This is a genomic window from Mycolicibacter heraklionensis, from assembly GCF_019645815.1.
GTDB lineage: Bacteria > Actinomycetota > Actinomycetes > Mycobacteriales > Mycobacteriaceae > Mycobacterium > Mycobacterium heraklionense.
Genome location: NZ_CP080997.1, coordinates 2,117,596 through 2,142,625, shown reverse-complemented (window position 1 = coordinate 2,142,625; position 25,030 = coordinate 2,117,596). Strand labels below are relative to the sequence as shown.

The following is a 25,030-nucleotide window of genomic DNA, read 5'->3' as shown; positions in this document are numbered from 1 at the left end:
GGCGGCCACCCCTTGTTCAGAACGCCGGCCAGGGTATCGGGCGATGACGGTTCGGGCCGGGCATCACCGGGTGGTCCAGCAGGTCGGTCACCCGCCGGCGCAGTGCCGCGATCTCGTCGGCGGTCAGGTGCGGTTGCAGGGTTACCGCCAGCGGGCCGTCCAGCGCCACCAGCAGCCGCGACAGCGCCGGCAACGCCTCGTCGTCCAGGTCGGCCACCGGTTTGCCCGCCCACCCCCACAGCACGGTGCGCAACTTGTCTTGGGTGTGCAGGCTCACGCCGTGGTCAACGCCGTAGACGCGGCCGTCGGTGCCGCACAGGATGTGCCCGCCCTTGCGGTCGGCGTTGTTGATCACCACGTCGAAGACGGCGAGGCGGCGCAGCCGCAGGTCGTCGGCGTGCACCAAGGTGACCGGGTCGCCGGTGTGGCCATAGGCCTGCAACACCGGCAGGTAGCCCGCCGGAACGTGGTCGCCGGGCACCACGTCGACCAGGCCGGGCGGCGGCGACGCGTCCTCGGCTTCGTCGTCGTCTTCGGGTTGATCCACCCAGCGCTGCACCATGCCCGGACCCGCCGGTCCCTCCCGAATGATGGTGTAGGGAACCAGGTTCCAGCCCAATTCGGCCGAGATCAGGTGCGCGCCGAGTTCGCGGCCGGCCAGGGTGCCGTCGGGGAAGTCCCAGAGCGGCTGTTCGCCGGCGACCGGCTTGTAGACGCAGTGCACGCGGTGCTCCCCCAGCGTCGCCTGGCACAGAAACGTGGCGTTGCTGGCCGAGCGGATGCGGCCCAGGATCTCCAGTTCCCCGGAGTGCAACGCCTCCCGGTCGTCAGATGTCGGCGTCATCGGGCTCATCGTCGGGCCCGAATGCGCCCCTTCGATAGCCGTTGGTGCGCACACACATGTGACCGGAGGGGTCCAGCGGCTCGTCGCACAGCGGACACGGCGGGCGGCCCGCCGAGATGACCCGGTTGGAGCGGGTGGCGAACTGGCGCGCGGACTCCGGGGTGAGGAACACCCGCACCGCGTCCGGCCCTTCGTCGGTGTCGTCGAGCACCACCGATGCGTCGAATTCGGCGTCACTGACCGCGAGCAGCTCAACCACCACCGTCTGCGCTTCGGAATCCCAGCCCAACCCCATGGTGCCGACCCGGAACTCCGCGTCCACCGGTGTGACCAGCGGGTCCAGGTCGTCGATCTCGGTGGGTTCGGGCGGCACCGGGGTGCCGAATCGGCGGTTGACCTCCAGCAGCAGCGCACCGATCCGTTCGGACAGCACTGCGACCTGCTGCTTTTCCAGCACCACCGAGACCACCCGCTCGTCGTGGACCGCCTGCAGATAGAAGGTGCGATTGCCGGGCTGGCCGACGGTCCCGGCCACGAAGCGGTCGGGGGTGCGGAAGACGTGAATTGCTCGGGACATGGCATCTCCAAAATACCGGCAGTTGAGGCGGCCGACGGTATCTGGCTTCGGCGAGGTGGACCTAGGTGGTGGACCCGCCGACTACGGCGTCGCTTTCACCGACGGTGCCGGCCGGCGAACTCTGCACCGCGGCGGCCAACGACGCTCCGGTGTGGTTGAGGTGGATCACGAACGGGCGCAACGGCGTGTAGCGGATCACGCTCGCCGATGCCGGGTCGGCGGTGATCCGTTGGAAGCCGTCCAGGTGCACGCCGAGCGCGTCGGCGATGACGGCCTTGATGACGTCGCCGTGGGTGCAGGCCACCCACAGCACGTCGGCGCCGTGCTGTTCGGCCAGCTGCCGGTCGTGATCGCGGACCGCGGTGACGGCGCGGGCCTGCACCTGCGCCAGCCCTTCGCCCTCGGGGAAGATCGCCGCGCTGGGCTGCGCCTGCACCACCCGCCACAGCGGCTCGGCGGTCAGCTCGCTGAGCTTGCGCCCGGTCCAGGCCCCGTAGTCGACTTCGGCGAGCCGGTCGTCGACGAGCGGCTCCAGCCCCAGCGCTGCGGCCAGCGGTTCGACGGTGCGTCGGCAGCGCAGCAGCGGTGAGCGCACCAACGCCTTGATCGGCAGGCCGTCGAGCCGGCCGACGAGCTGCGTGGCCTGCTCACGGCCCAGGTCGTCGAGTTCGACGCCTTCGGTGCGGCCGGCCAGCACCCCGGAGGTGTTCGAGGTGGACCGGCCATGCCGCAGCAGGATGACGGTCATGGCGAGGCCGCCAACACGCCGGTGGCCAGCAGGACCAGGATCGTCGTCCCGACGACCACCCGGTACCCGACAAACCAGTACATGCTGTGTGACACCAGGAACTTGAGGAACCAGGCGACGGCCGCCCAGCCCACCGCGAACGCGATCAGGGTGGCGACCAGCAGTTGCGGACCGCTGGCGCTCATGCCGGCCCCTTCGGGGTGAAACGCGTCAGGCAGCGAGAACAGCCCGGAGGCGAACACCGCGGGAATCGCCAGCAGGAAACCGAAGCGGGCGGCCAATTCCCGGTCCAGGCCGGCGAACAGCCCGGCACTGATGGTGGCGCCGGACCGTGACACCCCCGGCACCAGCGCAAGTGTCTGCGCCGAACCCACCAGCACGGCGTCGCGCCACGTCAGTTCCTTGGCATGGCGGGCCTGGCGGCCGAAGTACTCGGCTGCGGCGATCACCACCGAGAACACCACCAATGCGGTGGCCACCACCCACAGGTTGCGGACCCCGGACCGGATCAGGTCTTTGAACAGCAGGCCCAGCACACAGATCGGGATGGTGCCGATGATGACGTACCAGCCCATCCGGTAGTCGGTCTCGCGGTCGGCGGGCAACCGGGTCTTGGCCAGCGCCGACGCCACCCCCGAGAGCCAGGCCGTGCCGATGCGCGCGATGTCCCTGGCGAAGTAGACCAGCACGGCGACCTCGGTGCCGAGTTGGGTCACCGCCGTGAAGGAAGCGCCGGCGTCACCGGCGAAGAACAGCCGTGAGACCAACGCCAGGTGTCCCGACGACGAAACCGGCAGAAATTCGGTGAGGCCCTGGACAATCGCCAGGACAACCACTTGCGGCCACGACATCACCGTCTCGACTACCGACACGACGATGACCGTACCGGGCTGGTGTCAGCGGGTCAGACCGGATACCACGTCGCGCACCGCGGCGGCCAGGCTCCGCTCGTCGGCGACATCGATCTCGAACAGATGCCGGCTCGCGGTGGCGACCACGTCCTCGTCGTGCGGGACCGGGCCGGCCAGCCGGGGCCGATAGATGTCGACCACGAGCTTCTGCTGCTCGGTGTGGAACGAGAAACTACGGCCGTCACCGACCTCGCCGAAACCACTGGCGAAGGCCCCGGTCCAGATCTCCTCGATGCGGAACTCCGAACACGCCAGCTGCCAGTCATCGACCACAGTCATGGCCGCGAGGTTACACCTAAGCGAACTTATTGTTCGGCCGGACATGCGAGCTTCACCTCGCCGCCTTCCTTAGAATCGATATTTGCACCAACCCGCCACCATGACGAGCTGGAAGAGCTGCCCTGTGCCCAAGCGCGCCACCCGCCGGCCCCGCCGGTCCCTACAAGGCCTGTTGCTGCCGTTGTTGCTGCTCACAGCGTGCTCATCCAATCCCATCACCGCATCGCCGCCCACCATCGCGCCGGCCGAGCCCGCCGTCTCCCCGGTCGCCGCGGTCCGGCCGGCCGGCACGGTACGGCCACTGGCCGGCCGGGCCACCGGCGCGGTTTTCGACGCGGCCACCGGACTGCTGGCGGTGCTGTCTCCCGGGCCGGACGCGCAGGCCGCCGCCACGCTCGGGCTGGTCGGCGACGGGAGTCACCCGCCCGCCGTGGTCGCGTTGCCGGGGCCGGCAAGCGCACTGGCCGGCGACGGCAACGGCACGGTCTACCTGTCCGGCCATGGCGGCTACTACGCCGTCGACCTGGCCACCCGCAGCATCAAACGGGTCGACGTCGACGATGCCGCCGGTGTCGAGTTCACCGCGATCGGCCGGCGCGCCGACGGCACCATGGTGCTGGGCAGCGCTGACGGCGCGGTCTACACGCTGGCGAACGACGGCACGCGGATTGCGGAGCGGGTGAAGATCTTCGCCCGGGTCGACCAGATCGTGACCCAGGGCGATATCGCGGTGGTGCTGGACCGCGGCCAGACCTCGGTGACGACCATCGGTACCGACGGCAAGCCCCAGTACGCGCTGCGGGCGGGTCAGGGCGCGACCACGCTTGCCGCCGCTGCGCACGGGCCGGTGCTGGCGGCCGACCCCCGCAGCGGCCGGCTGCTGGTGTACGCCGTGGACCCGCTGATGCTGCACCAGGACTATCCGGTACCGCACGCTCCCTATGGACTGGCCGGGGCGGGCGGGTTTGCGTGGGTGTCGCAAACCGGGACGAACACCGTGACCGGCTACGATTTGTCCACCGGAATTCCCGTGGAGAAGGTTCGCTATCCGACCGTGCAGCAACCCAACACCCTGGCCTTGGACGAGAAGTCAGACACCTTGTACGTGGTGTCGGGCTCCGGCGCCGGGGTGCAGGTGATCGAGCACGCGGCGAGGCCACGTTGACCGCGCTGCGGCCACGCCGACTGCCGGCCGGCTGGGACACCGAACTGTCCGATGACTATGAGTGGATTCCGCTGCGACTGCCCCCGGAGGTCACCCGGATCGGGGCGTCCACCCGGCTGTCCATCGAAGCCGAATACCGAGGTTGGGAGCTGACCCGAGTGCGGTTGTACACCGACGGGAGCAGGCGGGTGTTGCTGCGCCGCAAGAAGTCTGCCGCGAACGCGATCAGCGAGAGCCGCTGCGTCGACCAGCCGGGACTGTAGACCGATGGGTCTCTACGGCGCGGTGCGCCGCGCGTTTTTCATGGTGCCGGCCGAGCGCATCCACACCATCGTGTTCGCCGGGCTGCGCGGTGCCACCGCCACGCCACCGGCACGGCGGGCTTTGCAGCGCCGGCTCGCCCCGCACGACCCGGTGCTGGCCAGCACCGTGTTCGGGGTGCGATTCCCCGGCCCGCTCGGGTTGGCCGCCGGGTTCGACAAGGACGGAGCCGGGATAAATGCTTGGGGCGCATTGGGTTTCGGTTACGCCGAAGTGGGCACCGTGACGGCCGCGGCGCAACCGGGTAACCCGGCGCCGCGCCTGTTCCGGCTGCCCGACGACCGCGCTCTGCTGAACCGGATGGGCTTCAACAATCACGGGGCCGCTGCGCTGGCGGCCCAGCTGGCGCGGCATCGGTCCGACGTGCCGATCGGGGTGAACATCGGCAAGACCAAGGCCACTCCGCCCGAGGGCGCGGTCGAGGACTACCGCACCAGCGCCCGGCTGCTGGCCCCGCTGGCCGCCTATCTGGTGGTCAACGTCAGCTCGCCGAACACGCCGGGACTGCGCGACCTGCAGGCCGTCGAGTCGCTGCGGCCCATCCTGGCCGCGGTCCGCGCCGAGACCACCAAGCCGGTGCTGGTGAAGATCGCACCGGACCTGGCCGATTCCGACCTGGATGCCATCGCCGACCTCTGCGTCGAGTTGGATCTGGCCGGCATCGTGGCGACCAACACCACGGTGTCACGCGACGGCCTGGCAACGCCGGGGGTGGCCGAGCTGGGGCCCGGCGGCATCTCCGGGCCACCGGTGGCCCGCCGCGCGCTGGAGGTGCTGCGGCGGCTGTACGCCCGGGTCGGCGATCGGCTGGTCCTGATCAGCGTCGGCGGGATCGAGACCGCCGACGACGCCTGGGAGCGGATCACTGCCGGCGCCGCACTGCTGCAGGGCTACACCGGCTTCATCTACGGCGGCGGCCTGTGGGCCAGGGATATCCATGACGGCCTGGCCCAGCGGCTGCGCGACGGCGGGTTCGCGTCGCTGTCCGAGGCGGTCGGGTCCGCCGCCCGCTAGCCCCTATTCCCCCGCGCGAACGTGCCCATCCCGCGCGAGCGTGCCCATCTCGCGCGAGCGTGCCCATCCCGCGCGAACGTGCCCATCTCGCGCGAACGTGCCCATCTCGCGCGAGCGTGCGTGTTTGTACGCGACTCGCCGGTCGCAACCGTACAAGCACGCACGCTCGCGGTGGGAAGTGCTCGCGCGGTGTGGGGCTAGTTCTGCACTACTTCTGTTCGAAGGTGCCGACGATCACCGCGCGCGCGATCGCGTGCATGAACAGGTTGAAGCCCAGGTAGGCCGGGCTGGCGTCTTCGGCCAGTTCCAGCTTCTCGACGTCGACGGCGTGCACCGCGACGTAGTAGCGGTGCGGCCCGTGACCGGCCGGCGGCGCGGCACCCACGTAGCGGCGCATCCCGGCGTCGTTGACCAGCGTCAGCGCGTCCCCGGGCAGCAGGCTGCCGTCCCCGACGCCTTCGGGCAGCTCGGTGCAGGTGGCCGGCAGGTTGGCCACCGCCCAGTGCCAGAAGCCCGACGCGGTGGGGGCGTCCGGGTCGTAGACGGTGACCGCGAAGCTGCGGGTCTCCTCGGGAAAGCCCGACCAGCTCAGCTGCGGGCTGGCGTCTTCACCGCCGGCACCCATGATTCCGCTCACCTGGGCTTTGCCCAGCGGCTGGCCGTCGGTCAGCGACGTGGAGGTGAGCGTGAACGTCGGCAGCTTGGGCAGCGCGGCGTACGGGTCGGGGGCTGTGGTCATGACGTGGTCCTCTCGTTGTGGTCAACAGTGTGTCAGGAAGTGGTGCAGCACGCGGGTACCGAACTCCAGGGCGTCAACCGGAACCCGTTCGTCGACCCCGTGGAACAGTGCGGAGAAGTCGAGGTCGGGCGGCAGCCGCAGCGGAGCGAATCCGAAGCAGCGAATACCCAACTTGGCGAACGCCTTTGCGTCCGTTCCTCCGGACAACATGTAGGGAACGGTCCGGGCGTCGGGGTCGCAGGCCAGCAGCGCGGCGTTCATCGCCTCGACCAGGTCGCCGTCGAAGGTCGTCTCGACCGGAGGCTGGATGGCGACCCATTCCCGGGTGACGTCCGGGCCGATCAGCGCATCGACCTCCGCCTCGAACGCGGCCTGGCGCCCGGGCAGCACTCGGCAGTCCAACACCGCCTCGGCCGTCGCCGGGATCACGTTGGCCTTGTAGCCGGCCGCCAGCATGGTCGGGGTCGCGGTGTCGCGCAGGGTGGCGTTGACGATGCGGGCCATCGGCCCCAGCTTCTCGATCATCCCTTCCAGGTCTGGCGAGTCGACGTCGATCGTAAGTCCGGTCTCGTCGCTGACCGCGGCCAAGAACTGCACTACGGCATCGGTGAGCACCAGCGGGAAGCGGTGCCGACCCAGTCGCGCCACGGCCTCGGCCAGGATGGTGACGGCGTTGTCGTCGTTGATCATCGACCCGTGCCCGGCCCGGCCGTGGGCCCGCAGCCGCATCCAGCACAGCCCCTTCTCCGCGGTCTCGATCAGGTACAGCCGGCGCTCCCCGCCATCGCGCCGCGGCACGGTCAGCGAGAAACCGCCGACCTCCCCGATCGCCTCGGTGACACCGGCGAACAGGTCCGGACGGTTCTCGACGAGCCACTGTGCGCCGTACTTGCCGCCGGCCTCCTCATCGGCGACGAACGCGAACACCAGATCCCGCGGCGGGGTGATCTTGTTCCGGGCCAGGTGCCTGGCCACCGCGATCATCATGCCGACCATGTCCTTCATGTCGACCGCGCCGCGGCCCCAGACATAGCCGTCCTCGATCGCGCCGGAGAACGGGTGCACGCTCCAGTCCGCAGCCTCGGCGGGCACCACGTCGAGGTGACCGTGGATCAGCAGTGCCCCGCGCGACGGATCGCTGCCCTTGAGGCGGGCGAACACGTTGCCCCGCCCCGGCGCACCGGATTCGAGGTATTCGGTCTCATAGCCCACTTCCTCGAGCTGGGCGGCCACCCAGCGCGCGCAGTCGGCCTCGCCTTTGGTGGTGGCCGGCTCTCCGGTGTTGGAGGTGTCGAAGCGGATGAGAGCGCTGACGAGTTCGACCACCTCGCCCACTGCGTCGCCGGCGGGATCGGGGAAATCGGTCACAGCTACCTTTACTACCACTTCGCGCCGCTGCGGATGGCGTCGCAAGGGCTGGGTTTGGGTCCGGCGATCAGCATCCGTTAGCCTTAGCTGCCCGGCCGAGCCGGGTTGGTCCGAGTGGCGGAATGGCAGACGCGCTAGCTTGAGGTGCTAGTGCCCTATTAACGGGCGTGGGGGTTCAAGTCCCCCCTCGGACACATCCGGCGACACGACTCAGGTCGGCAGTCGCCGTGACTCGCCGAAGATGCGGGTCGTAGTCGAGACGCAGGCCCAAGCTTGCGTACACCTCGGCGCGCTCAGCTCCGGTTGCCGCGCCGAGGATGACCGACAGTCCGCCTAACTCCTTAACTAACTCACTGATCTCGGCGGCACACATGGCGCGGGGCCGCGCCACTCGCTCAACGCGTGCCCTCAGCTCGTCGCGCTCGGCGGTACGTTGACGCAACGCAGCAGTTAGATCCTCAACGGCCACGCCAGACTCCACGGCGGTGATCAAGGCAGCCACTTTGGCATTCGCCTCGCTCAGCTGGCGCTGCAAGGCGGCGTAGCCAGGTCCGGCCGCCGGGTCCACGTCTTGCCCGCGTGCGAGGTCTTCTGGATCGGCCAGAGTGGCGATCCATTCGTCGAGTCGCGCTGTCACTGCGTCTTCGCGGAGATAGACGGTGCGCGGATGATCACTCAGGTCCACAGGTACAGAACGTGACTTGCCGAACTCACAACGGTAGAGGATCCGCGTTGTTTGCTTCCCCGGCCGGGCGGCGCCCTGCATGCGGCGTCCACATGCGGCACAGAACAGCAGCCCGCGCAGCGCATATGGCACCGTCGATTCTCTGCTACACACAAGACCCGGACCCCGCCGCGCCTGCATCCGAAGTCGGACAGCCCGCGCCAGCTCGTCAGTGATCAGCGCTTCGTGCGTTCGCCGGTCAGGTGCGATCCAGTCGACCTCGTCACGCCACCGCATGCGAGTCTCGTACCCGGCAGCGACATCGTCGGGGTTGACCAAGACCTCGTATTTCTCCTGCTTGCCCCACACACGAATACCGCGGTACGCCGGGTTGTCGAGGATTGCGCGGATCGCCGAATGGGACCATCCGCGCGGATCACGGTGCCGGTTCCGCTCCGGGTCATATTGGCTTGGTGATGGCACTCCATCGTCGGTGAGCTGCTGTGCGATGAAGCGCAAGCCAGCACCATCGGCGTACATGCGGTAGATCCGCTCGACGACCGAACATGTCGCGGGGTCGGGTTCGAGACGATGGAGCCGCTGCCCAAGACTTGCCTTGGCAGGGTTGGGATGCGGGCCGGCATCGACGAGTCGATACCCGTACGGTGGGCGACCGCCGAGGTATCTGGTTGTGTCCTGCGCGAGTGCCGACATCGCGGTACGGACGCGCATCTGGATTCGTGCGCGTTCTCCCTTGCTCATACCGCCGAAGAGCGTCATCACGAGGTCGTGTGCCTCGGATCCGGGATCAACCGCTCCGCCGACTTCAGGCACCCATAGGCCAACCCCGTAGTGCGTGAGCACCGGGAAAGTGAGCGCAAATTGCGGTCCGTAGAACGCGCGAGCAGGTTCCCCGATCACCACGGCATCGAAGCCACGGTCACGAGAAGTGACATCTGCAAGCAGACGTGAAGCCTCCGGTCTGCGTTTCCAGGGAAGCGAACGGCTTTGACCTATATCGAAGTAGTCGACAGCGAGGACTCCGCCATGCGGAGTGATCAGATCGATGGCACGACGTTTCTGCCAGCTGCGGCTCGCCTCGGGATCTTGAGCGTCCTCGGTACTCACTCGGCCATAGAAAGCGAACCTGAGGCTCATGCCACTTCCCTTCGTGATCCGCGGGTCCGGTCCCGCACAGCCAGTATGACGTTTACCAGCGCGCGGTTGGCCTCGCGCGGAAGCCGATTCCGGTTCGGCAGGTCAATTTGAACACCTCCCTCTGACATGCTCGGTGCATTAATTCGAGCGTCACATTCGGAGCGAGCATGTGGGGTTGGGCATCGTTCAGCCATCGCTTGCCCCTGGTGGATCCCAATGCTGGCTGCGTGTGTGGCGACGGGCTTCCACTAGTCCGATGCGGCGGATGTGAATACGTTGGAGGGCCGCGGAATAGACGAGACTGCGATCGCCGAGGCTGCCGGGGCCGGCACGGTCAAACTCCCACGCCACCAGATCATCGCCACCGGCGAAGTCACAGTCGGGATCGTATTGGTATGCAGTGCTTTTCGAGCTTTCCTGACGCGTCCAAATGGCGCGCTGTTCGCGCAGCACGGTCATGGTAGTCGAATAACGGCGGGATTTGCTGGTGATGTGGCCGCGGAATCCGAGGGTGTGCAACCACCGCCCGATGCCGGACAGTCCTTTGTCCGCGAGATCGCTGATGGTGGTCAGGATGGTCCGCACATGCTCGGACACGTCCAGGTCGGGTATGGCTTCCGTAGATAGGCGGCGTGCGCTGATTCCGAGGGCTGCCAAGGATTTGGTGACATACTTGGCGAGATAGCGCGCCACCAGCCGGCTAGACATGGACCGGCTTGAGCCTGAATTGTGCTCATTTGGCGGCGGATCCACCGATGCGGTTAGCGGTTGGGTGTCGATCTGTGTGCCGAACCGTATCGTCTGCCCACCGCCATCGGCTGTCGGGTCGTTGACGGTGAGTGTGACGGTGCGGATGGCGTACTGGATGACCTTAGCGAGTTCGACTGCACCGATAGGTGATTCCCACCCGGGGCGGTCAAGGTCGTCGTGGGGATCCAGGCGGATCAGTGCGTGGATGTGTGGGATAGCGCGGGCTTGCAGTTCGACGATCTTGATGAAGCTCACTCGCACCGTATCCGGGTCAACTCCGGCGGCTTTCAGGCTTTTGCGTAGGGCGCGCCGCAGGGTGATGGTGAAGCGTCGCCACAGTTCGGGCAGGTGCCACGTGAACAGCACATGCCCGGCATAGTCGTAGCACTCCGGACACAGCGGCTGGCCGACCCGCTCGTCGCCATGATCATGGGACATGCTGCACCACAATTGTTTTCCATGCGGGCAGCGTCGGTAGCCGCCGACCCGGTGCTGGTCGCGGCACACCTGCGCTGCCTTCTCCCGTGACTTCGTGGCGGTGTGGACGGCCCCGAAGCTCGGTGCGGTGAGAGTGACAAACACTTGCGGATGATCGGCCACCGTGGTGGGCATGCCGTGGTGACCGCCAGCGGCACCGGCGTGCACGAGTTGCCAGGTGTCGCGGGCGTAGAGATCCGAGCAGGAGGGGCAGATGTGGGCGCGACGGTTGTTGCAGCGCGTCCATACCACCCGCTGACGCCCGTACTCATCGGCACCGATCAGCTGGATGGGGTGGGCGCAGAATCCGACGGATTCTGCTCGTCGCCACCAGGATTCGTATCCCATCGAGGCGGCGCGCCGCACCATCTGCTCGACCACCCGGGCGGTGTCAGCTGTATCCGGAACACCCGGTAGGACAAGCTGCGCCGATGTCGTGGAGCTATTCACCGCTGCCCTCACTCGCGGTGTGGCCGGTATCGGTGTTGTGTGGCTGGTGGGGCTTGTTCGGTCGCCTCGCGGTTCGGCGGAACCGGCTGGCCAGGGCGGTAATGTCGTGGTCGGTGACGTGAAAGGCCCGCACCCGCTGGGCGTGGGCGGTGCCGTCAACCATCATGTAGCCCACCCCGGGGGTGGTGTCGGGGATGCGGTCGCATTCTGCCCCGGCATCGCGCGCCCCTTGGCCGAGGACCATGGTGGTTTGGGTGGCTTCGGTCAGCCGCAACCCGATCCGCACCGTGAACAGCTGCCGTACCGGCAGGGTGTCTTTGGCCGGGTCTTGGACCGCGGCGACCACGCTGATGCCGACTGCGCGGCCTTGGGAGAGCAGCAGGCCCAGGAGTTGTTCGACTTCGGTGCGGACCTTGCGGTCGGTCACGTATGCGGTCAGTGCGGCGATCTCATCGATCACCGCAACGAACAACGGCTCCGACGTCGTGGGGGTGTGTAGGCGGGTGTGGCCGCGCAGACGATTCGCCCGGGCGTGCATCACCGTGACGAGCTGGCGTAGCAACTCCAGGGTGGTGTCGGTGGCGTCGTGGGTGAACACGGTGAACAGGGGTGCTCCGGCACCGAGTTCCATGCCGCCTTTGGGGTCGATGACACACAACCGGACCAGCCCGGTCTTCACCGCGGGGGCAATGCCGGCGATCAACGACCACAGCACTGAGCCTTTGCCTGCGCCGGTTGCCCCGGCGATCAGCACGTGGTGACCGAGCAGCGGCACCTGCCACCAATGTCGCGTTTCGGTGATCCCGACCCGCACCGACACCAGATCGACCGGGGTGGCCGGGGTTGGCATGGGCAGGGCGATCGGTTCAGCCAGCACGTCTGCGCGCATTAACGTGATGCGCAGTTCGCCGGGCGAGATGGCGGTGATGCTGATGCGGCCGGCGCGCCACGCGGCGGCCAGCGCGTCGGACTGTTTATGCCAATCTGCCACGGACTGGCCGGTGACGATCCGCACCACGAGCACATCGGTGGTTTTACCGATCGTCACCGTGCGCAGGGTGGGAGTGAGAGTGCGTCCGCCGAGGGTGGCGGTCAGGCCGTGCAAGGTGCAGGTCGATTCCCAGGTGCGGGTGTAGCGCGACCACGTGAGCCAGCGCCGCCGTACCGGTTCGGTCACCCAGGCGCGAAATGACCCCGGTTGGAGCCAGGCCCAGCCCGCATACCCGGCACTGCACACGATCGCGCAGATCAGGCCCACGCGTGGGCCGTGGCTGATAGCAAGGACGAGGCTGGCGATGATGGGCACGCTGATCGCCGGGAACAGCACCGCCCACCACAGCACATACCCGGATGCGGTGAACAGCGACATGACCAGTTCTCCGAACCAGTCGTCATCGCCTGATCCACTGTTGGTGGTGTTCTTCTTGTTCGATGTCATGAGAGATGCCCTCCGTGAGCGTGTGGTCAACAGCAATGCCCGGGGTGTCGGGGTGGCGGGGTGCGATGATCTGCTCACCGCACCCCACACCCGCTTGGGGGTTGTTACTTCTGCGGGCGTGTCTGCTCACTCGGCGCAGCACCACTGGCGGTGGCGGCGGTGAGGGCATCAGCACGGAACGCCACCCCGCTGCGATCACCTTGGGCCCACGGGATGGCCACCAGACCAACTACCGAAACAGGCTGCGTGACTGTCACTTTGGGGTCTCCTGCCACAGTGACAATGAGCACTTCGCCGCCGGAGTCATCCAGCGCGAGGACCTGGGTGGCGTACATCGGCATCCCGGTGGCGGTGTCGACTTTCGGGGCGCCGGTTTCGAAGTTCAGCCGTGGCTCAGGAGCGCGGGTGACGATAAAACGAGTCCCAGACGTATCGATTCTCAAACGCATTGTCCTACTGGTCCTTTCGTGAGCTGTTGACGCCGGTCCGGCGCTGGACTCAGTTCACGTGGACATCACGGACGTTGCGAGAGACATATGCCGACATTTCCGACACATCCACGGGCATTTCGGACACGGCCCGGACATACCCACGGACATCACACCGGCACTATCGCCGCCGGGTGGCGGCAGTCGCATGGCAAACTAGACACCACGCGCTGAGGGATGGATACGGACGACACGGGAAGATGTGCGCTGGCACGATGGACGAGCAGGACGGCACCGAGGCCGCCATCACTCCCAACGATCGCCTCGTGCAGCGGCTACACGCCAAAGGTCTGTCCTCGCAGCGGTTCGCCACCGCGGTGGGTGTCGATATCAAGTCGGTGCGACGCTGGCTGGCCGATAGCGACTACAGAATTCGCGAACACAACGCCCACAGAGCCAGCGAGGTGCTCGACTGCACCCCGCATGACCTGTGGCCCAACCAGTACCCACCCTCCACCGCGAGCGCAGTGGCAACAGCGTCTGCGGGTGGGCCGTTCACCGCGACCCTGTATGCCAGCCGCACCCAGCTACCCATCACCATGTGGCAGCAGCATTTCGCCGACGCCACCACCGGCATCGACATCCTCGTCCTGGCGGCCACGTTCCTGTTCGACACCCTCGACGGATTCCTCGACACCCTGCTCGCCGCCGCCGCCCGCGGTGTGACGGTGCGGTTTCTCGTCGGGGACCCCGACACCCCCACCACGATCCTGCGCGGCGAGGAGGAAGGGATCGGCGAGGCCGTCATCGCCCGCTGCCGCACGTCCGTGGAACTGCTCGCCCCTCACGCCGGCACCCCGGGGCTGGACATCCGCACCCACGACACCGCGCTCTACACGTCGATCTTTCGGGTCGATGACGCCATGATCGTCAACTTCCACATCTACGGCTCAGCCGGGCGCAACAACCCTGTGCTGGTTCTGTCACGTCACCACGAGCCACGGCTCTGGGCCACCCTTGAAGACGCTTTCACCCAGGTCTGGGACCATGCCAGACCGCTGACCTCGAAAGGCTGACCCCGATGCGCACCGACTACTACAACGACCCCAACGCCCCGGCGCCCAACAGTGTCGTTCCGTCGGCCTCGGCCATCGTCACCGACGAACACGGTCGCATTCTGCTGATCAAACGCCGCGACAACACCCTGTGGGCGCTACCGGGCGGCGGCCACGACATCGGCGAAACTATCGCCGACACCGCCGTGCGGGAAGTCAAAGAGGAAACCGGGCTTGACGTCAAAGTCACGGGTCTGGTCGGTGTCTACACCAATCCCCGCCACGTGGTCGCGTTCACCGATGGCGAAGTCCGCCAGCAATTCTCGCTCCTGTTCACCACCACGGTGCTCGGCGGCACCCTTGCCATCGACCACGAAAGCACGGACATCGCCTGGACTGCACCCGACGAGATCCCTAACCTGGATATGCATCCGTCGATGAGGCTGCGCATCGAGCACTACCTGCAACACCGCGACGGCCCCTACCTCGGCTAACCGGCTGGGTTTATAGCCAGTCGCGTACTCGCCGGACGGCCGCCAACAATTCGTCGCGGCCCGCGTCGACCGCCCGGTGCACCGGGTCCTCGGATCCATAACGCGACAGCACGTCGCGTAACCGATCGCGCGGTGATATCGGCGCCCCGTCAGGTCCGGTCGTCAGATCGCAAAAAGTCAGCACATCAAGGAAATCGCTGGGCGGATCACTGAACGCGGATAAGCCTGACAAGCCCCGCTCGGCAGCCTCCGCGTGCGCTCCGGTATGAAAGGCCACCAAGGAGGCGGCCAGCTCCCCGAAGCCGGCCGCTCGCACGTACTCCGCTCCATCGAGCGGATGAAACCCGGTCCGGCGCAACGACGATGCGTAACCGATATCGTGCAGCCACGCCGCTGCGACCAGACAGTCCGCTGTCTGGGGATCGAAACGCCGACTCAACCGCTCGGCAGTCGCCGCGACGCCCCGGACATGCGCCAACCGCCGCGGCTGCTCAGCCAGCCGCGTCTCGGTCTCGCGCCGTGCACGCTGCGTCAGAACCCCGCTCACAGCCGCCAGCTTACGAGCCACAGCACCATGACGCAGCCCCCTCGCAGCTTATGACGTAGATCCTGGAGGCCAGGATCTGCGAGGAACGGCGGCTACCTGCAGGCTTCGCTACGCTCGCTCTGCTCCCGTACGCTGGCGCTCCCGTCCGCGCCGCTCCCTGCGCTTCGCCCTCCGTCCGCCGCCACGCACACATGCACCCACGACCGGCGCCGGAACTAAGTCGCAGGCCACCACAGCTCTGGCATCACGACGAAGCGCAGCTGCCCTCGCTCCTCGCCGCATCGAGACGCCGCGAGCGGCAGGCTGGACCAACAGCCGCCTGACCGTCGTTGACCTGCGATGTGAGAACTTTCTTTACTGGTATCAAGAACTAGAGTCCGATACGTTTGGCAATGATCTCATTCATGATTTCGTTGGTGCCGCCGCCTATTCCGAGAATCCGGCAGTCTCGGTAGTGTCTCTCGATCTCAGACTCACGCATGTAGCCCATCCCACCAAAGATCTGAACCGCCTCATTGACCACGTAGTCGCACGCATACACAGCGGTGTTCTTGGCCATCGACACCTCGGCAACGACATCCTCCCCCGCTAGCCACCTCTGCATGACCGCACGGGTATAGGTGCACGCCACGTCGACCTGTCGAGCCATCTCCGCGAGCTTATGGCGAATGACCTGGCGCCCCGTCAAGGGTCTACCGAACGTTTCACGCTCCCGCGCCCAACTCTTGGCGAGATCGAGAGCCCGACCCGCCGTCGCGTACGCCTGGACGGCGATGCCGAGCCGTTCAGCCTGAAATTGCTGCATGATCTGCAAAAACCCGCTGTTTGCTGCCCCCACCAGGTTCTCAGCCGGTACGCGAACGTCGACGAAAGACAACTCGGCGGTGTCGCTACATCGCCATCCCATCTTGTCCAACCGGCGGGACACTTCGAATCCAGGCGAATTCTTGTCGATCACGAGCAATGAAACTCCACCGTAACCCGGTCCGCCGGTGCGTACCGCCGTAGTAACGAAGTCCGCCCGAACTCCGCTGGTGATGAACGTCTTTGCTCCGTTGACCACGTAGGTGTCGCCGTCGCGCACTGCGCGTGTGCGCAAATTCGCGACATCTGAACCTGCCCCAGGCTCGGTAACGCCCAGCGAGCCGATCATCTTTCCTGCGAGCGTCGGACGGACATATCGTTCAATCAGGGCGTCGGAGCCATTGGCGGCAATGTGGGGAAGGGCAATGCCATGGGTGAACAAGGCGGCGCAGACGCCAGTGGACCCGCCTGCGGCCAGGATGGCCTCAGTGACCAGTGCAGAGTCAATCGCATTGCCGCCGCTGCCGCCGACTTCTTCCGGGAACCCGATTCCGAGAAGCCCCACCTCGGCAGCATTGAGATGCAGGTCGCGCGGAATCTCACCCACGTGCTCCCATTCCGCTAGCTTCGGCGCGATTTCACGTTCCACGAAAGACCGCGCCATTTGGCTCAGCGCTCGTCGCTCCGGCGTGGTCCACACCTCCGGGGCGATAGCGAAACGAGCAGCCCCATCCCCGCTTGCCGTGGTCGTGCCAGCGTCCGTCATCTCAGCCTCCAGAGAATTTGATAAATGATCTATGAGGTGTCTGATGCTTGCCGTCCTCACGACGGGAAAGAAGGACGCGACGCCAACCACCCAAGCGGCCCGGCCGCATGATCTGCAGCGACGCAAGGACATGAAGACCAGCAGTGGGCATGATGCTCTTCAGAACCGGACCAGCCCTCGGATGTTTTTTCCTGAACGCATATCCTCGTAGCCCTCATTGATTTGGTCGAGGGAGTATTCGCGGGTGACCAATTCATCGAGCTTCAACAACCCAGCGGAGTACAGCTCGACCAGTCGCGGAATATCGTGCGGCGCATTGGATGAGCCATACAAAGCGCCACGAATCTGCTTCTCGTAAAGCGTCATTTCAAGCAGTGATCCTGAGATCGATGAGTCGTCGGGGTGCCCGATGGCCGTGACCACGACGCGCCCGCGCTTTCCGACCAAGGCCAGCGCTTCCGCGGTGTAGGAGGCCTCAGCCACATCGGTGGTGAGGATGCAGACATCAGCCAGCTTGCCCAGCGTCATATCGCTGACCAGCGACCAAGCTTCATCCATCGAGGCCGCGGTGTGCGTCGCACCGAACCCGCTCGCTTGCTCTCGCTTGAACTTCACCGGATCGACCGCCACAATCGCCAGCGCTCCCGCGATTCGCGCGCCCTGAATCGCATTCATTCCGATTCCGCCCGCTCCCACTACCACGACGGTGTCCCCGGCGCGCACCTCCCCAGTCCGCACCGCAGATCCGTAACCGGTCGTGACGCCGCAACCGATCAAGGCTGCCCGATCCAGGGGGATTCCGCCGTCAATCTTGACCACGGACGCCTGCGGCACCACTGTGTACTCGGAAAACGTCCCGAGCAAACACATCTGCCCGACGTCCTCGCCTCGTGCGTGAAAGCGATAGGTGCCGTCGATCTGCGGTCCCATCATGAGCGCCGCTCCCAACTCACAGAGATTGCCCATGCCGCGCGCGCAGTACGAGCAGCGCCCACACGAGGGAAGGAAGGTCAAGATGACAGAATCACCTTCGGACAGTTCCTCAACCCCTTCGCCGCACTCCACGACTGTGCCAGCACCCTCATGACCCCCCACTACCGGCAATGGGATCGGGAGGTCGCCGGTCACCAGATGTTCGTCGGAATGGCACAAGCCGGTGGCCGCCAGCCGCACGAGGACCTCCCCGGGACCTGGCGGATCCAAATCGACTTCTTCGACCTCCCACTTCTGCTCCAAGCCCCACAAAACAGCCGCACGTGTCTTCATGTTGAAGTCCCTTCTATCGAATTACGCTTCTCGAGTAGTTATCCCGACCGCGCACGGTGGTCGCGCGAACTGTCCTGGATGATCTCCGGGCACATCGCCCAGAGGCCCGCGCCGCTCACCCGTGCCCGGGCGCGGTACCGCACCGACATCACACATTGAGCAGGTCGTGACGCTTGTCGGCCTCAAGGATTGCCCGGTATTCCGGAAAGAGGTTCTTTGCCTGCGGTATGAGCTTGATCAGTTTGGTGACAGGACCTTTCGCTCGTACAGTTCCTTTCGCCATCGCCATGGTCAAGTTCACCTTCCCCAACCAGAACCTGTTGCCGGTATCCGCGGACATGAACAATTCGACATTCGGTGTAACGCCACTGTCCGCGCCGGTCTCTACGACCTTCTCCGGCATATCCACGGTTAGTACCGCATCCGGATCGGTGTAGTGGATCCGTAACACCACCCCGGACCCGGCAAGTCTGTTCGCAAGGTCTTCGTTCTCCAAACCTCGTCGAAAGATGCCGGCGAGGTAGCGGTAAACCTCTTCCGCATCAGCGAAGACAGCCATCGTGATTCTCCCTTCTTATGACACAATTCAAAGCGCTCAAATAAATCTGCTGGGTCGCAACCAGTTCGGCTTGCTCCGAAGCAATCAGAACTCATAGGAGTAGATCTCCTGCCTCCCTCAGCGCCTCCGCGAGTCGACGTTCGGCTGTCGGCAATTGCGCAGCCACGGACGCGGCGCCGCTCGCTCTTCGGTGCGGATCTGCACCGCGGTCATAAGCGGCGTGCGCAACCGCGGTCCACAACTCAGATGCGGTCTTTGCAGCCTCCGCTGCTTTAAACGCAGGTTCGAAACTCAACTCTTCAGCGACGCGCCGACATCCACGTGCTTGCAGATCTCGGAACAGACCGCCTCCGGTTCCGGCTTTTTCGATGAAGGCGCTCAGCGCAAACAAGGCTCCGTCGAGGGTGTCGTCGTCAAAGATCTTCGGCCACCGCTTGAGATCCTCCACAAAAGTCGATACCCCTGGTAGCCCACGCACCTGAATTTCACAATCGGAGTCCTCGGTGATCGGCGCGCTCACACACGAACCCTGCATCGCGTCCGCGGACCTACGGAAGGCCGACCGGGCAGCATTGCCGAGATCTGGTGCCGCGCCGGGCCACTCGACTACGTAGGTGGTGTGCCGCGTGGGGACGGGAAATCCCGTCGATGCCCGCGCCTTCCGTAGATTCTCGTAAGGCACGGCTTGAGGTGTATCGCGATCGTTATCGACCACGAAGGCGAGTTCCTCGTCGTCGTCGTACCCTACGATCACGACATCGTGCCGGCTCATACTCAGACGCGTTCTCAGATAGGGCAATTCGGCGATGTCAGTCCACACCATGACCGGCGTACCGGCATCGATCTGTTCGGTCACCCATTTCCACCCGAGATCGGGGTCGTCTGTCGAACGACACTCGAAGCGCGCGCCCAACCGGGTCAAGTATTCGTCTTCGAGGTCCGCGCTGCGTCCAACGAGGTAGATCGGTGGACGTAGGTGGGCCGAGCGAACATACGAGAAGTCGAGGGCCCCGCCGAGAGCAAACACGATGCCTTCGTCCGGGGTGTCATCACCCCAACGGATCCCGGCCCATTCGGTCAAATCCCGAAGAGCCCCCGATCCGCAGTGGCCGCCCATGTCGTGGCGATACGGCACCACCATCGATGCCATCAGTCCTCCTCCTCTAGATGACTAACGTGCGGGCGGCAACTCCTCTGAGTCATAGGGAACGCGAGATGATTTCCTTCATCACCTCGTTCGTGCCGGCATAGATTTTTTGCACGCGCTGATCCACCCACAACCTCGAGATGGGGTACTCGGTCATGTAGCCATATCCGCCGTGAAGCTGCATACAGTCATCGAGTACCTTCATCGCTCGCTCAGTGGTCCACCACTTCGCCATGGCGACGGTCTGCACGTCGAGTTGACCCGCAAGGTGCAGGTCGATGCAGTAGTCGAGGAACACTCGTGCGATGCGCGTTTCTGTCGCGGCTTCAGCCAGCGTGAACTTAGTGTTCTGAAAGCCAAAGACAGGCCGACCGAACGCCTCCCGCTCACGGGTGTACTTGAGCGTCTGCTCCAGGGCAAGTTCCATCGCTGCGACAGCCCCCACCGCGACGATGAGTCGCTCTTGTGGCAGCTGCGTCATCAGCTGAATGAAGCCCTGTCCCTCAGACTGGCCCAGTAGATGCGAGCGCGGAACTCTCACTTCATCGAAGAACAACTCGGAGGTGTCCTGGCCGCGCTGGCCGATTTTGTCGAGAACCTTGCCGCGCCGGAATCCCGCCCGGTCAGCCTCGACAACGATCAAAGAGATGCCCGCAGCGCCCTGGCTCGGATCTGTCTTGGCAACAACGATGATGAGGTCGGCCTGTTGGCCGTTGGTGATGAAAGTCTTGGAGCCGGTGATCACGTACTCGTCACCGTCCAGGAGGGCTTTTGTCTTGACGCTCTGCAGATCGGACCCGGTCCCCGGTTCTGTCATGGCGATCGCCCCGATCATTTCACCGGACGCCATCTTGGGAAGCCACTGCGCGCGCAGCTCTTCAGTCGCGTACTGCAGGATGTAGTGGGCGACGATTCCGCTGTGCAGTCCCGCGCCCCATGAGCTGTCACCTATGCGGGCCTGCTCTTCAAGCACGACCGCTTCGTGCGCGAAAGTGCCACCGCCTCCGCCGTATTCCTCAGGTATAGACATGCAGAGCAGGCCCAGCTCGCCTGCTCGGTTCCACAGTTCTCGGTCGACGTGGTGCTGGTCTGCAAAGCGGTTCGCATGCGGCGCCAATTCGGCCGAGAAGAACTTCGCAGCGAGGTCACGAAGCTCGAGTAATTCGGCATTCATCCAGGGAGAGATTGGTGAGGACATGATTACCTTCCGACAGTTGGAATTTCAGGGATTTGACGTTATGACGTTTCGATTTCGATGAGGTATTCGCCGGCAGAGTGGCGCGCACGGATGGCCTTTTTGTCGTACTTTCCGACGCTCGTTCTCGGAATATCGGACACGAAGCTCCATCGCTCGGGAATCCACCATTTGGCGACTTTGTCCGCAAGGAACGATCGGAGTTGGTCAATGTCAACATCGGTTCCGGGGTGGACGACGACAAGCGCCAACGGCCTTTCCTGCCATTTATCGTCCGCGACGCCGACTACCGCCGCTTCGTACACGGCAGGGTGGCCGATCAGCGTGTTTTCCAGCTCCACCGAGGAGATCCATTCGCCACCTGACTTGATGACGTCTTTCGAGCGGTCGGTCAGTGTCAGATAGCCCTCGGCCTCGATCTTGCCCACATCACCGGTACGCAGCCATCCTTCGTCGAACTTCTCCGTATCGTTGTCTCCGAAATAGGACCCGGTGATCCAGGGACCGCGCGCCTGGATCTCCCCAACTGATTGCCCGTCCCACGGCACGTCTTTCCCGTCGTCGTCCCGCAACCGGATTTCGACACCGCAGATCGGCCGGCCCTGGGATGCGCGCAGCTCCCAGCGCCGCGTCGCGTCGGCTCTGTGAGGCGGACGTGCAACGGTCGCCAACGGAGAGGTTTCGGTCATACCCCAGGCCTGCACAATGGGCACGTCGTACTTCTCTTCGAATGCCCGCATCAACGAAAGCGGAACAGCAGACCCCCCGCACGCGACCAGCCGTAACGAAGAAATGTCCCGCTCAGGGTGCGAATCCAGATATCGGTCGACATCGTTCCAGATCGTCGGCACTGCACCGGCCAAGGTCGGTCTGGTGTCTTCGATGATCGACACCAACGGTTCGGCTTGGAGATACCGGTCAGGCAGTACCAGATCCGCACCGGACATCAACGCTGCGTAAATAAGCCCCCACGCATTGGCGTGAAACATTGGGACGATGGCCAGCAGACGGTCGGCCTCGCTGACTGACAAAGCGTTAGCTGTGCAGGCGGTCAGGGAGTGAAGGTACGTCGAACGGTGGCTGTAGACGACGCCTTTGGGATCTCCGGTGGTACCGCTCGTATAACACATGGCCGCGGCGGACAGCTCGTCGAGCTCAGGCCAGTCGAATGATTCTTCTTGGCCGGCAAGCACTTCCTCGTAACGCAGAACGGTCTTCCCGCATCCCTGTAGCGGGGCAAGGTCGCCCTCTCCGGTGACGATGACGGTGTGCACCGACGCCATCGCTGGGAGCGCGCGCGCCAACAACGGGGCAACCGAAGCGTCGACTAGGACGATCTGATCGCTCGCGTGGTTGGCGATGTACGCCAGTTGCTCTGGGGCCAAACGAATGTTGAGCGTGTGCAGGACCGCGCCCATGGAGGGAATCGCACAGTAGGCCTCCAGATGTTCCTGGTTGCTCCACTGGAAGGTGGCCACGCGTTGGTCTGCCGTGACGCCAAGACTGCGCAGCGCATTGGCAAGGCGAGCCACTCGCGCCAGCACAATGCGGTAAGGCGTTCTCCGATATCCATTTCCGGTCGGAGTGACGACCTCGCTGTCACCGTGTATGGCTGCCGCATGCTGGACGATCGCCGACACCGTGAGCGGAACATTTTGCATTGTGCTTTGCATCGTGTAGTGCCCTTTCAGGCGAAGAGGTCGGGACGGCTGTTCGGCTGATCGATGAATGTGCCGTAATGCGTTCTCAGTGCTTGCAGGATGTCTGCTAGGGGTAGATCGTCGTAGGCTCCCCGGTCGCGCAGATACTCCATGTGCTGGGTGCCGTCAGCGGTGAAACCATGGAGTAGCGCGTCGCTACGGCCGTCGAACTCGATCGGCGAGACACCGAAGCGTGCGCACAGCTCGCGATTGAACGCCGGGGTGGCCTTTACCCACGCACCGTTGAGGAACATGAGACTGTAGCCGTGGTAGACGAAAACGTCGCTACCACCCATCCGCTCGCGCAATGCCTTGGTCTGGAGGTGGTTTCGGACGTCGGCGAACCCCAGCCGCGCCGGGATTCCCGCCGCTCGGCACGCTGCAGTCAAGAGCACGGCCTTCGGGACGCAGTAGGCCCGTTCTGCGGTCGCGACGGTGCTGGCGCGATACGCGTGCGGGTTGTCGGTCACCGTGTAGGGGTCGTACCAAATGGAGTCACGGACCGCGGTGAAGATGGCGATGGCCTTCTCGGTGTCGCCGCAGGCATCACGGATCGTCGATGACACGAAGTCACGTACCGAATCTTGTTGCCAGTCAAGAAACTCCGTGGGTTCGAGGTAGGGCCTGTGGTCGACGGTCATCGGCGCTTCAACTGCAACGGAAGTCCGTCCACCGGAATGGGCAGGGAGGTGTTGTCCCATCGGACGTGATAGTTCTCCGGCACCGTCCAGGTGAGCGAACGCAGCATCCTGTGCAGGATTGCTTTGACCTCGAGCGTCCCGAATTGCATGCCGATGCACTTGTGCGCTCCACCTCCGAACGGAACCCAGGCGAATCGGTGGTGTTGGTCTTCGCGCCGAGGCTCGTCGAAACGTGAGGGATCGAACCGCCCCGGATCACTCCAGATCGTTCGATCGAAGTGATTTACGGCAGGCGTTATAGCGCATAACGTGTTCGAGGGGATGTGATATCCATCGATGGCGACATCTCGAACCGTCTTGCGCATCACCAGCGGAACAGGTGCAAGCAGTCTGAGCGCTTCCTTGATCACGAGGTCGATGACCGTCATCTTCTCCAGGGCCTCGATGTCCGGCAACCCGTCACCGATGGCCGCGGCTTCCGCAGCCGCAGCCTCCTGCCACTGCGGATACTTGGCAAGGAAATAGGTGACCGCTGTGGTGGTGATCGTCGAGGTGTCGTGGGCCGCCATCATCAAGAAGATCATGTGATTCACCACATCCTCGTCGGAAAACCGCTCCCCGTCTTCGGTCGTGGCTTGACAGAGAGCAGCGAACAGATCCTCCGTTTCACCGGCTCGCGCGGCCGGCAGATGCCGGAAGAAGTAGTCCTCCAAAACGCGCCGCCCTTGCACACCAGCGCGGAATCTGGTTCCCGGAAGCGGAGCACGCACAAGGGAACTCGCCGCCCGGACCGTAGCGACGAACGCCTTGTTGACAGCATCGCTCTCGTCCTTGCCGCGGCCGCCCATGAAGACGTCGGTAGCGATGTCGAGGGTGAGTTCCTTCAACAGTGGGTAGATTCGAACCGACGGGCCCACCGGCCACGCAGGCACTGCCGAGCGAACGCATGGCGTTACCTGTTCGACGTATCCGGTCAGGCGCGGACGCGTAAACGCCTCCTGCATGATGCGCCGGTGCATCAAGTGCTCGTCGAAGCTCATGAGCATCAAACCGCGATGGAAGAAGGCGTCGATCAGGAAGGACCAGCCATCCTGAGAGAATGCCTTCGCTTCGCTCGTGAACGCCTCTCGAGTGGCGTCAGGGCCGGCGATGACCACCATCTTGGTGCCGAACGCGCCCATCCACGACACCGAACCCAGACGGTCGTAGCGCTCTCGACTGAAATCCGAGCCGAATCGGATGTAGTCGAGCGTGTGACCTACGAAGGGCAGTCCGGCATCCCCCCGGACGGCTTTCAATCCACTGCCCGCGGGTGCCGGTGCCAGTTCACGAACCGGCCAGTCCCGGCTCCATCGACGCCATCTGTCGTCGACGGCGTGAGGCGCGGGGACCATGATCACAGAGGACAACCGCTCCTTCACGTGGTGCGCAGGTGCGAGAAGGTGATTCGTCATGGTTCCTCCTGGACGCTGGGCCGCTTTGACGGCGTCCACCAGTCTTTACAAAGATGCCATTGATGTCAATA

General features: G+C 64.9%; 25 protein-coding genes and 1 tRNA gene. 6 read left to right on the top strand and 20 right to left on the bottom strand.

Annotated features, from left to right (window positions below; translation table 11 throughout):
- Nucleotides 1–16: 16 nt before the first annotated feature.
- The 5 genes from K3U94_RS10015 to K3U94_RS09995 form a co-directional block, all read right to left on the bottom strand.
- Nucleotides 17–844 carry an Rv2133c family protein gene (locus K3U94_RS10015; protein WP_220696360.1) on the bottom strand — a complete coding sequence of 276 codons (828 nt, stop codon included), beginning with the start codon at nucleotides 842–844 and terminating at the stop codon, nucleotides 17–19.
- Nucleotides 828–1,421: an Rv2134c family protein gene (locus tag K3U94_RS10010; protein ID WP_220696359.1), complete on the bottom strand. Its 594-nt coding sequence runs from the start codon at nucleotides 1,419–1,421 to the stop codon at nucleotides 828–830. Before K3U94_RS10010 ends, K3U94_RS10015 begins: the two co-directional genes overlap by 17 nt.
- Nucleotides 1,422–1,482: 61 nt before the next feature.
- Nucleotides 1,483–2,169 carry a histidine phosphatase family protein gene (locus K3U94_RS10005; protein ID WP_220696358.1) on the bottom strand — a complete coding sequence of 229 codons (687 nt, stop codon included), beginning with the start codon at nucleotides 2,167–2,169 and terminating at the stop codon, nucleotides 1,483–1,485.
- Nucleotides 2,166–3,020 carry an undecaprenyl-diphosphate phosphatase gene (locus K3U94_RS10000; protein WP_220696750.1) on the bottom strand — a complete coding sequence of 285 codons (855 nt, stop codon included), beginning with the start codon at nucleotides 3,018–3,020 and terminating at the stop codon, nucleotides 2,166–2,168. Before K3U94_RS10000 ends, K3U94_RS10005 begins: the two co-directional genes overlap by 4 nt.
- Before the next feature lie 45 nt (nucleotides 3,021–3,065).
- A complete protein-coding gene (locus K3U94_RS09995; RefSeq protein ID WP_047321341.1) occupies nucleotides 3,066–3,359 on the bottom strand; it encodes a hypothetical protein in 294 nt (97 codons plus the stop codon).
- A gap of 124 nt (nucleotides 3,360–3,483) precedes the next feature.
- On the opposite strand from K3U94_RS09995, the gene K3U94_RS09990 reads away from it, so the two are divergent.
- The 3 genes from K3U94_RS09990 to K3U94_RS09980 are packed head-to-tail and all read left to right on the top strand — an operon-like array spanning nucleotide 3,484 to nucleotide 5,859.
- Nucleotides 3,484–4,524, top strand: coding sequence for a YncE family protein (locus tag K3U94_RS09990; protein ID WP_220696357.1), 1,041 nt, complete (start codon nucleotides 3,484–3,486; stop codon nucleotides 4,522–4,524).
- Nucleotides 4,521–4,787, top strand: coding sequence for a DUF5703 family protein (locus tag K3U94_RS09985; RefSeq protein WP_047321340.1), 267 nt, complete (start codon nucleotides 4,521–4,523; stop codon nucleotides 4,785–4,787). The genes K3U94_RS09990 and K3U94_RS09985 overlap by 4 nt, the downstream gene beginning before the upstream one ends.
- Before the next feature lie 4 nt (nucleotides 4,788–4,791).
- Entirely contained in the window at nucleotides 4,792–5,859 is a 1,068-nt protein-coding gene (locus K3U94_RS09980; protein WP_220696356.1) for a quinone-dependent dihydroorotate dehydrogenase, read from the top strand.
- A 208-nt stretch (nucleotides 5,860–6,067) separates the two neighbouring features.
- Here the strand turns inward: K3U94_RS09980 and K3U94_RS09975 are convergent, their stop codons facing one another.
- Entirely contained in the window at nucleotides 6,068–6,598 is a 531-nt protein-coding gene (locus K3U94_RS09975) for a YbhB/YbcL family Raf kinase inhibitor-like protein (protein ID WP_220696355.1), read from the bottom strand.
- Between the two features lie 21 nt (nucleotides 6,599–6,619).
- A complete protein-coding gene (locus K3U94_RS09970; RefSeq protein WP_220696354.1) occupies nucleotides 6,620–7,966 on the bottom strand; it encodes a M20/M25/M40 family metallo-hydrolase in 1,347 nt (448 codons plus the stop codon).
- A 108-nt stretch (nucleotides 7,967–8,074) separates the two neighbouring features.
- Here K3U94_RS09970 and K3U94_RS09965 point away from each other — a divergent pair.
- Nucleotides 8,075–8,160 (top strand) — tRNA-Leu (locus K3U94_RS09965).
- Here the strand turns inward: K3U94_RS09965 and K3U94_RS09960 are convergent.
- The 4 genes from K3U94_RS09960 to K3U94_RS09945 form a co-directional block, all read right to left on the bottom strand.
- Nucleotides 8,142–9,788 (bottom strand): recombinase family protein, encoded by a 1,647-nt coding sequence (locus tag K3U94_RS09960; RefSeq protein ID WP_005086570.1) that lies wholly within the window; start codon nucleotides 9,786–9,788, stop codon nucleotides 8,142–8,144. The genes K3U94_RS09965 and K3U94_RS09960 overlap by 19 nt on opposite strands.
- A gap of 186 nt (nucleotides 9,789–9,974) precedes the next feature.
- A complete protein-coding gene (locus K3U94_RS09955) occupies nucleotides 9,975–11,465 on the bottom strand; it encodes a replication initiator (RefSeq protein WP_005086571.1) in 1,491 nt (496 codons plus the stop codon).
- A complete protein-coding gene (locus tag K3U94_RS09950) occupies nucleotides 11,458–12,903 on the bottom strand; it encodes an FtsK/SpoIIIE domain-containing protein (RefSeq protein WP_005086572.1) in 1,446 nt (481 codons plus the stop codon). Before K3U94_RS09950 ends, K3U94_RS09955 begins: the two co-directional genes overlap by 8 nt.
- Nucleotides 12,904–13,007: 104 nt before the next feature.
- Entirely contained in the window at nucleotides 13,008–13,352 is a 345-nt protein-coding gene (locus K3U94_RS09945) for an SCO3933 family regulatory protein (RefSeq protein ID WP_005086573.1), read from the bottom strand.
- A 254-nt stretch (nucleotides 13,353–13,606) separates the two neighbouring features.
- On the opposite strand from K3U94_RS09945, the gene K3U94_RS09940 reads away from it, so the two are divergent.
- Nucleotides 13,607–14,407 carry a hypothetical protein gene (locus tag K3U94_RS09940; RefSeq protein ID WP_005086574.1) on the top strand — a complete coding sequence of 267 codons (801 nt, stop codon included), beginning with the start codon at nucleotides 13,607–13,609 and terminating at the stop codon, nucleotides 14,405–14,407.
- Between the two features lie 5 nt (nucleotides 14,408–14,412).
- Entirely contained in the window at nucleotides 14,413–14,880 is a 468-nt protein-coding gene (locus K3U94_RS09935) for an NUDIX hydrolase (RefSeq protein ID WP_005086575.1), read from the top strand.
- Nucleotides 14,881–14,890: 10 nt separating this feature from the next.
- Here K3U94_RS09935 and K3U94_RS09930 read toward each other — a convergent pair whose 3' ends face one another.
- The 9 genes from K3U94_RS09930 to K3U94_RS09890 form a co-directional block, all read right to left on the bottom strand.
- Nucleotides 14,891–15,427, bottom strand: coding sequence for an HD domain-containing protein (locus K3U94_RS09930; protein WP_005116484.1), 537 nt, complete (start codon nucleotides 15,425–15,427; stop codon nucleotides 14,891–14,893).
- Between the two features lie 370 nt (nucleotides 15,428–15,797).
- Entirely contained in the window at nucleotides 15,798–16,997 is a 1,200-nt protein-coding gene (locus K3U94_RS09925; protein ID WP_005086577.1) for an acyl-CoA dehydrogenase family protein, read from the bottom strand.
- Between the two features lie 159 nt (nucleotides 16,998–17,156).
- The gene (locus K3U94_RS09920) at nucleotides 17,157–18,263 is read right to left on the bottom strand and encodes an NDMA-dependent alcohol dehydrogenase (protein ID WP_005086578.1); all 1,107 of its coding nucleotides are present in this window, start codon (nucleotides 18,261–18,263) and stop codon (nucleotides 17,157–17,159) included.
- Between the two features lie 148 nt (nucleotides 18,264–18,411).
- A complete protein-coding gene (locus K3U94_RS09915; protein ID WP_005086579.1) occupies nucleotides 18,412–18,822 on the bottom strand; it encodes an SCP2 sterol-binding domain-containing protein in 411 nt (136 codons plus the stop codon).
- A gap of 91 nt (nucleotides 18,823–18,913) precedes the next feature.
- Entirely contained in the window at nucleotides 18,914–19,972 is a 1,059-nt protein-coding gene (locus K3U94_RS09910; protein ID WP_005086581.1) for a BtrH N-terminal domain-containing protein, read from the bottom strand.
- Nucleotides 19,973–20,021: 49 nt separating this feature from the next.
- Nucleotides 20,022–21,167 (bottom strand): acyl-CoA dehydrogenase family protein, encoded by a 1,146-nt coding sequence (locus K3U94_RS09905; protein WP_005086582.1) that lies wholly within the window; start codon nucleotides 21,165–21,167, stop codon nucleotides 20,022–20,024.
- Between the two features lie 38 nt (nucleotides 21,168–21,205).
- Nucleotides 21,206–22,825 carry a fatty acid--CoA ligase gene (locus K3U94_RS09900; protein ID WP_005118169.1) on the bottom strand — a complete coding sequence of 540 codons (1,620 nt, stop codon included), beginning with the start codon at nucleotides 22,823–22,825 and terminating at the stop codon, nucleotides 21,206–21,208.
- A 26-nt stretch (nucleotides 22,826–22,851) separates the two neighbouring features.
- Nucleotides 22,852–23,505: a transglutaminase-like domain-containing protein gene (locus K3U94_RS09895; RefSeq protein ID WP_005086585.1), complete on the bottom strand. Its 654-nt coding sequence runs from the start codon at nucleotides 23,503–23,505 to the stop codon at nucleotides 22,852–22,854.
- Nucleotides 23,502–24,959 (bottom strand): cytochrome P450, encoded by a 1,458-nt coding sequence (locus K3U94_RS09890; RefSeq protein WP_005086587.1) that lies wholly within the window; start codon nucleotides 24,957–24,959, stop codon nucleotides 23,502–23,504. The genes K3U94_RS09895 and K3U94_RS09890 overlap by 4 nt, the downstream gene beginning before the upstream one ends.
- Nucleotides 24,960–25,030: the final 71 nt, after the last annotated feature.

What these genes read in the sequence shown, in the direction of transcription:
- K3U94_RS09935 (WP_005086575.1), top strand. Translation starts at nt 14,413, where the DNA reads ATGCGCACCGACTACTACAACGACCCCAACGCCCCGGCGCCCAACAGT.
- K3U94_RS09910 (WP_005086581.1), bottom strand. Translation starts at nt 19,972, where the DNA reads ATGGCATCGATGGTGGTGCCGTATCGCCACGACATGGGCGGCCACTGC.
- K3U94_RS09980 (WP_220696356.1), top strand. Translation starts at nt 4,792, where the DNA reads ATGGGTCTCTACGGCGCGGTGCGCCGCGCGTTTTTCATGGTGCCGGCC.
- K3U94_RS09945 (WP_005086573.1), bottom strand. Translation starts at nt 13,352, where the DNA reads ATGCGTTTGAGAATCGATACGTCTGGGACTCGTTTTATCGTCACCCGC.
- K3U94_RS10000 (WP_220696750.1), bottom strand. Translation starts at nt 3,020, where the DNA reads ATGTCGTGGCCGCAAGTGGTTGTCCTGGCGATTGTCCAGGGCCTCACC.
- K3U94_RS09940 (WP_005086574.1), top strand. Translation starts at nt 13,607, where the DNA reads ATGGACGAGCAGGACGGCACCGAGGCCGCCATCACTCCCAACGATCGC.
- K3U94_RS10015 (WP_220696360.1), bottom strand. Translation starts at nt 844, where the DNA reads ATGACGCCGACATCTGACGACCGGGAGGCGTTGCACTCCGGGGAACTG.
- K3U94_RS09915 (WP_005086579.1), bottom strand. Translation starts at nt 18,822, where the DNA reads ATGGCTGTCTTCGCTGATGCGGAAGAGGTTTACCGCTACCTCGCCGGC.
- K3U94_RS09905 (WP_005086582.1), bottom strand. Translation starts at nt 21,167, where the DNA reads ATGTCCTCACCAATCTCTCCCTGGATGAATGCCGAATTACTCGAGCTT.
- K3U94_RS10010 (WP_220696359.1), bottom strand. Translation starts at nt 1,421, where the DNA reads ATGTCCCGAGCAATTCACGTCTTCCGCACCCCCGACCGCTTCGTGGCC.
- K3U94_RS09950 (WP_005086572.1), bottom strand. Translation starts at nt 12,903, where the DNA reads ATGACATCGAACAAGAAGAACACCACCAACAGTGGATCAGGCGATGAC.
- K3U94_RS09920 (WP_005086578.1), bottom strand. Translation starts at nt 18,263, where the DNA reads ATGAAGACACGTGCGGCTGTTTTGTGGGGCTTGGAGCAGAAGTGGGAG.
- K3U94_RS09900 (WP_005118169.1), bottom strand. Translation starts at nt 22,825, where the DNA reads ATGCAAAATGTTCCGCTCACGGTGTCGGCGATCGTCCAGCATGCGGCA.
- K3U94_RS09975 (WP_220696355.1), bottom strand. Translation starts at nt 6,598, where the DNA reads ATGACCACAGCCCCCGACCCGTACGCCGCGCTGCCCAAGCTGCCGACG.
- K3U94_RS10005 (WP_220696358.1), bottom strand. Translation starts at nt 2,169, where the DNA reads ATGACCGTCATCCTGCTGCGGCATGGCCGGTCCACCTCGAACACCTCC.
- K3U94_RS09895 (WP_005086585.1), bottom strand. Translation starts at nt 23,505, where the DNA reads ATGACCGTCGACCACAGGCCCTACCTCGAACCCACGGAGTTTCTTGAC.
- K3U94_RS09890 (WP_005086587.1), bottom strand. Translation starts at nt 24,959, where the DNA reads ATGACGAATCACCTTCTCGCACCTGCGCACCACGTGAAGGAGCGGTTG.
- K3U94_RS09995 (WP_047321341.1), bottom strand. Translation starts at nt 3,359, where the DNA reads ATGACTGTGGTCGATGACTGGCAGCTGGCGTGTTCGGAGTTCCGCATC.
- K3U94_RS09925 (WP_005086577.1), bottom strand. Translation starts at nt 16,997, where the DNA reads ATGACGGACGCTGGCACGACCACGGCAAGCGGGGATGGGGCTGCTCGT.
- K3U94_RS09960 (WP_005086570.1), bottom strand. Translation starts at nt 9,788, where the DNA reads ATGAGCCTCAGGTTCGCTTTCTATGGCCGAGTGAGTACCGAGGACGCT.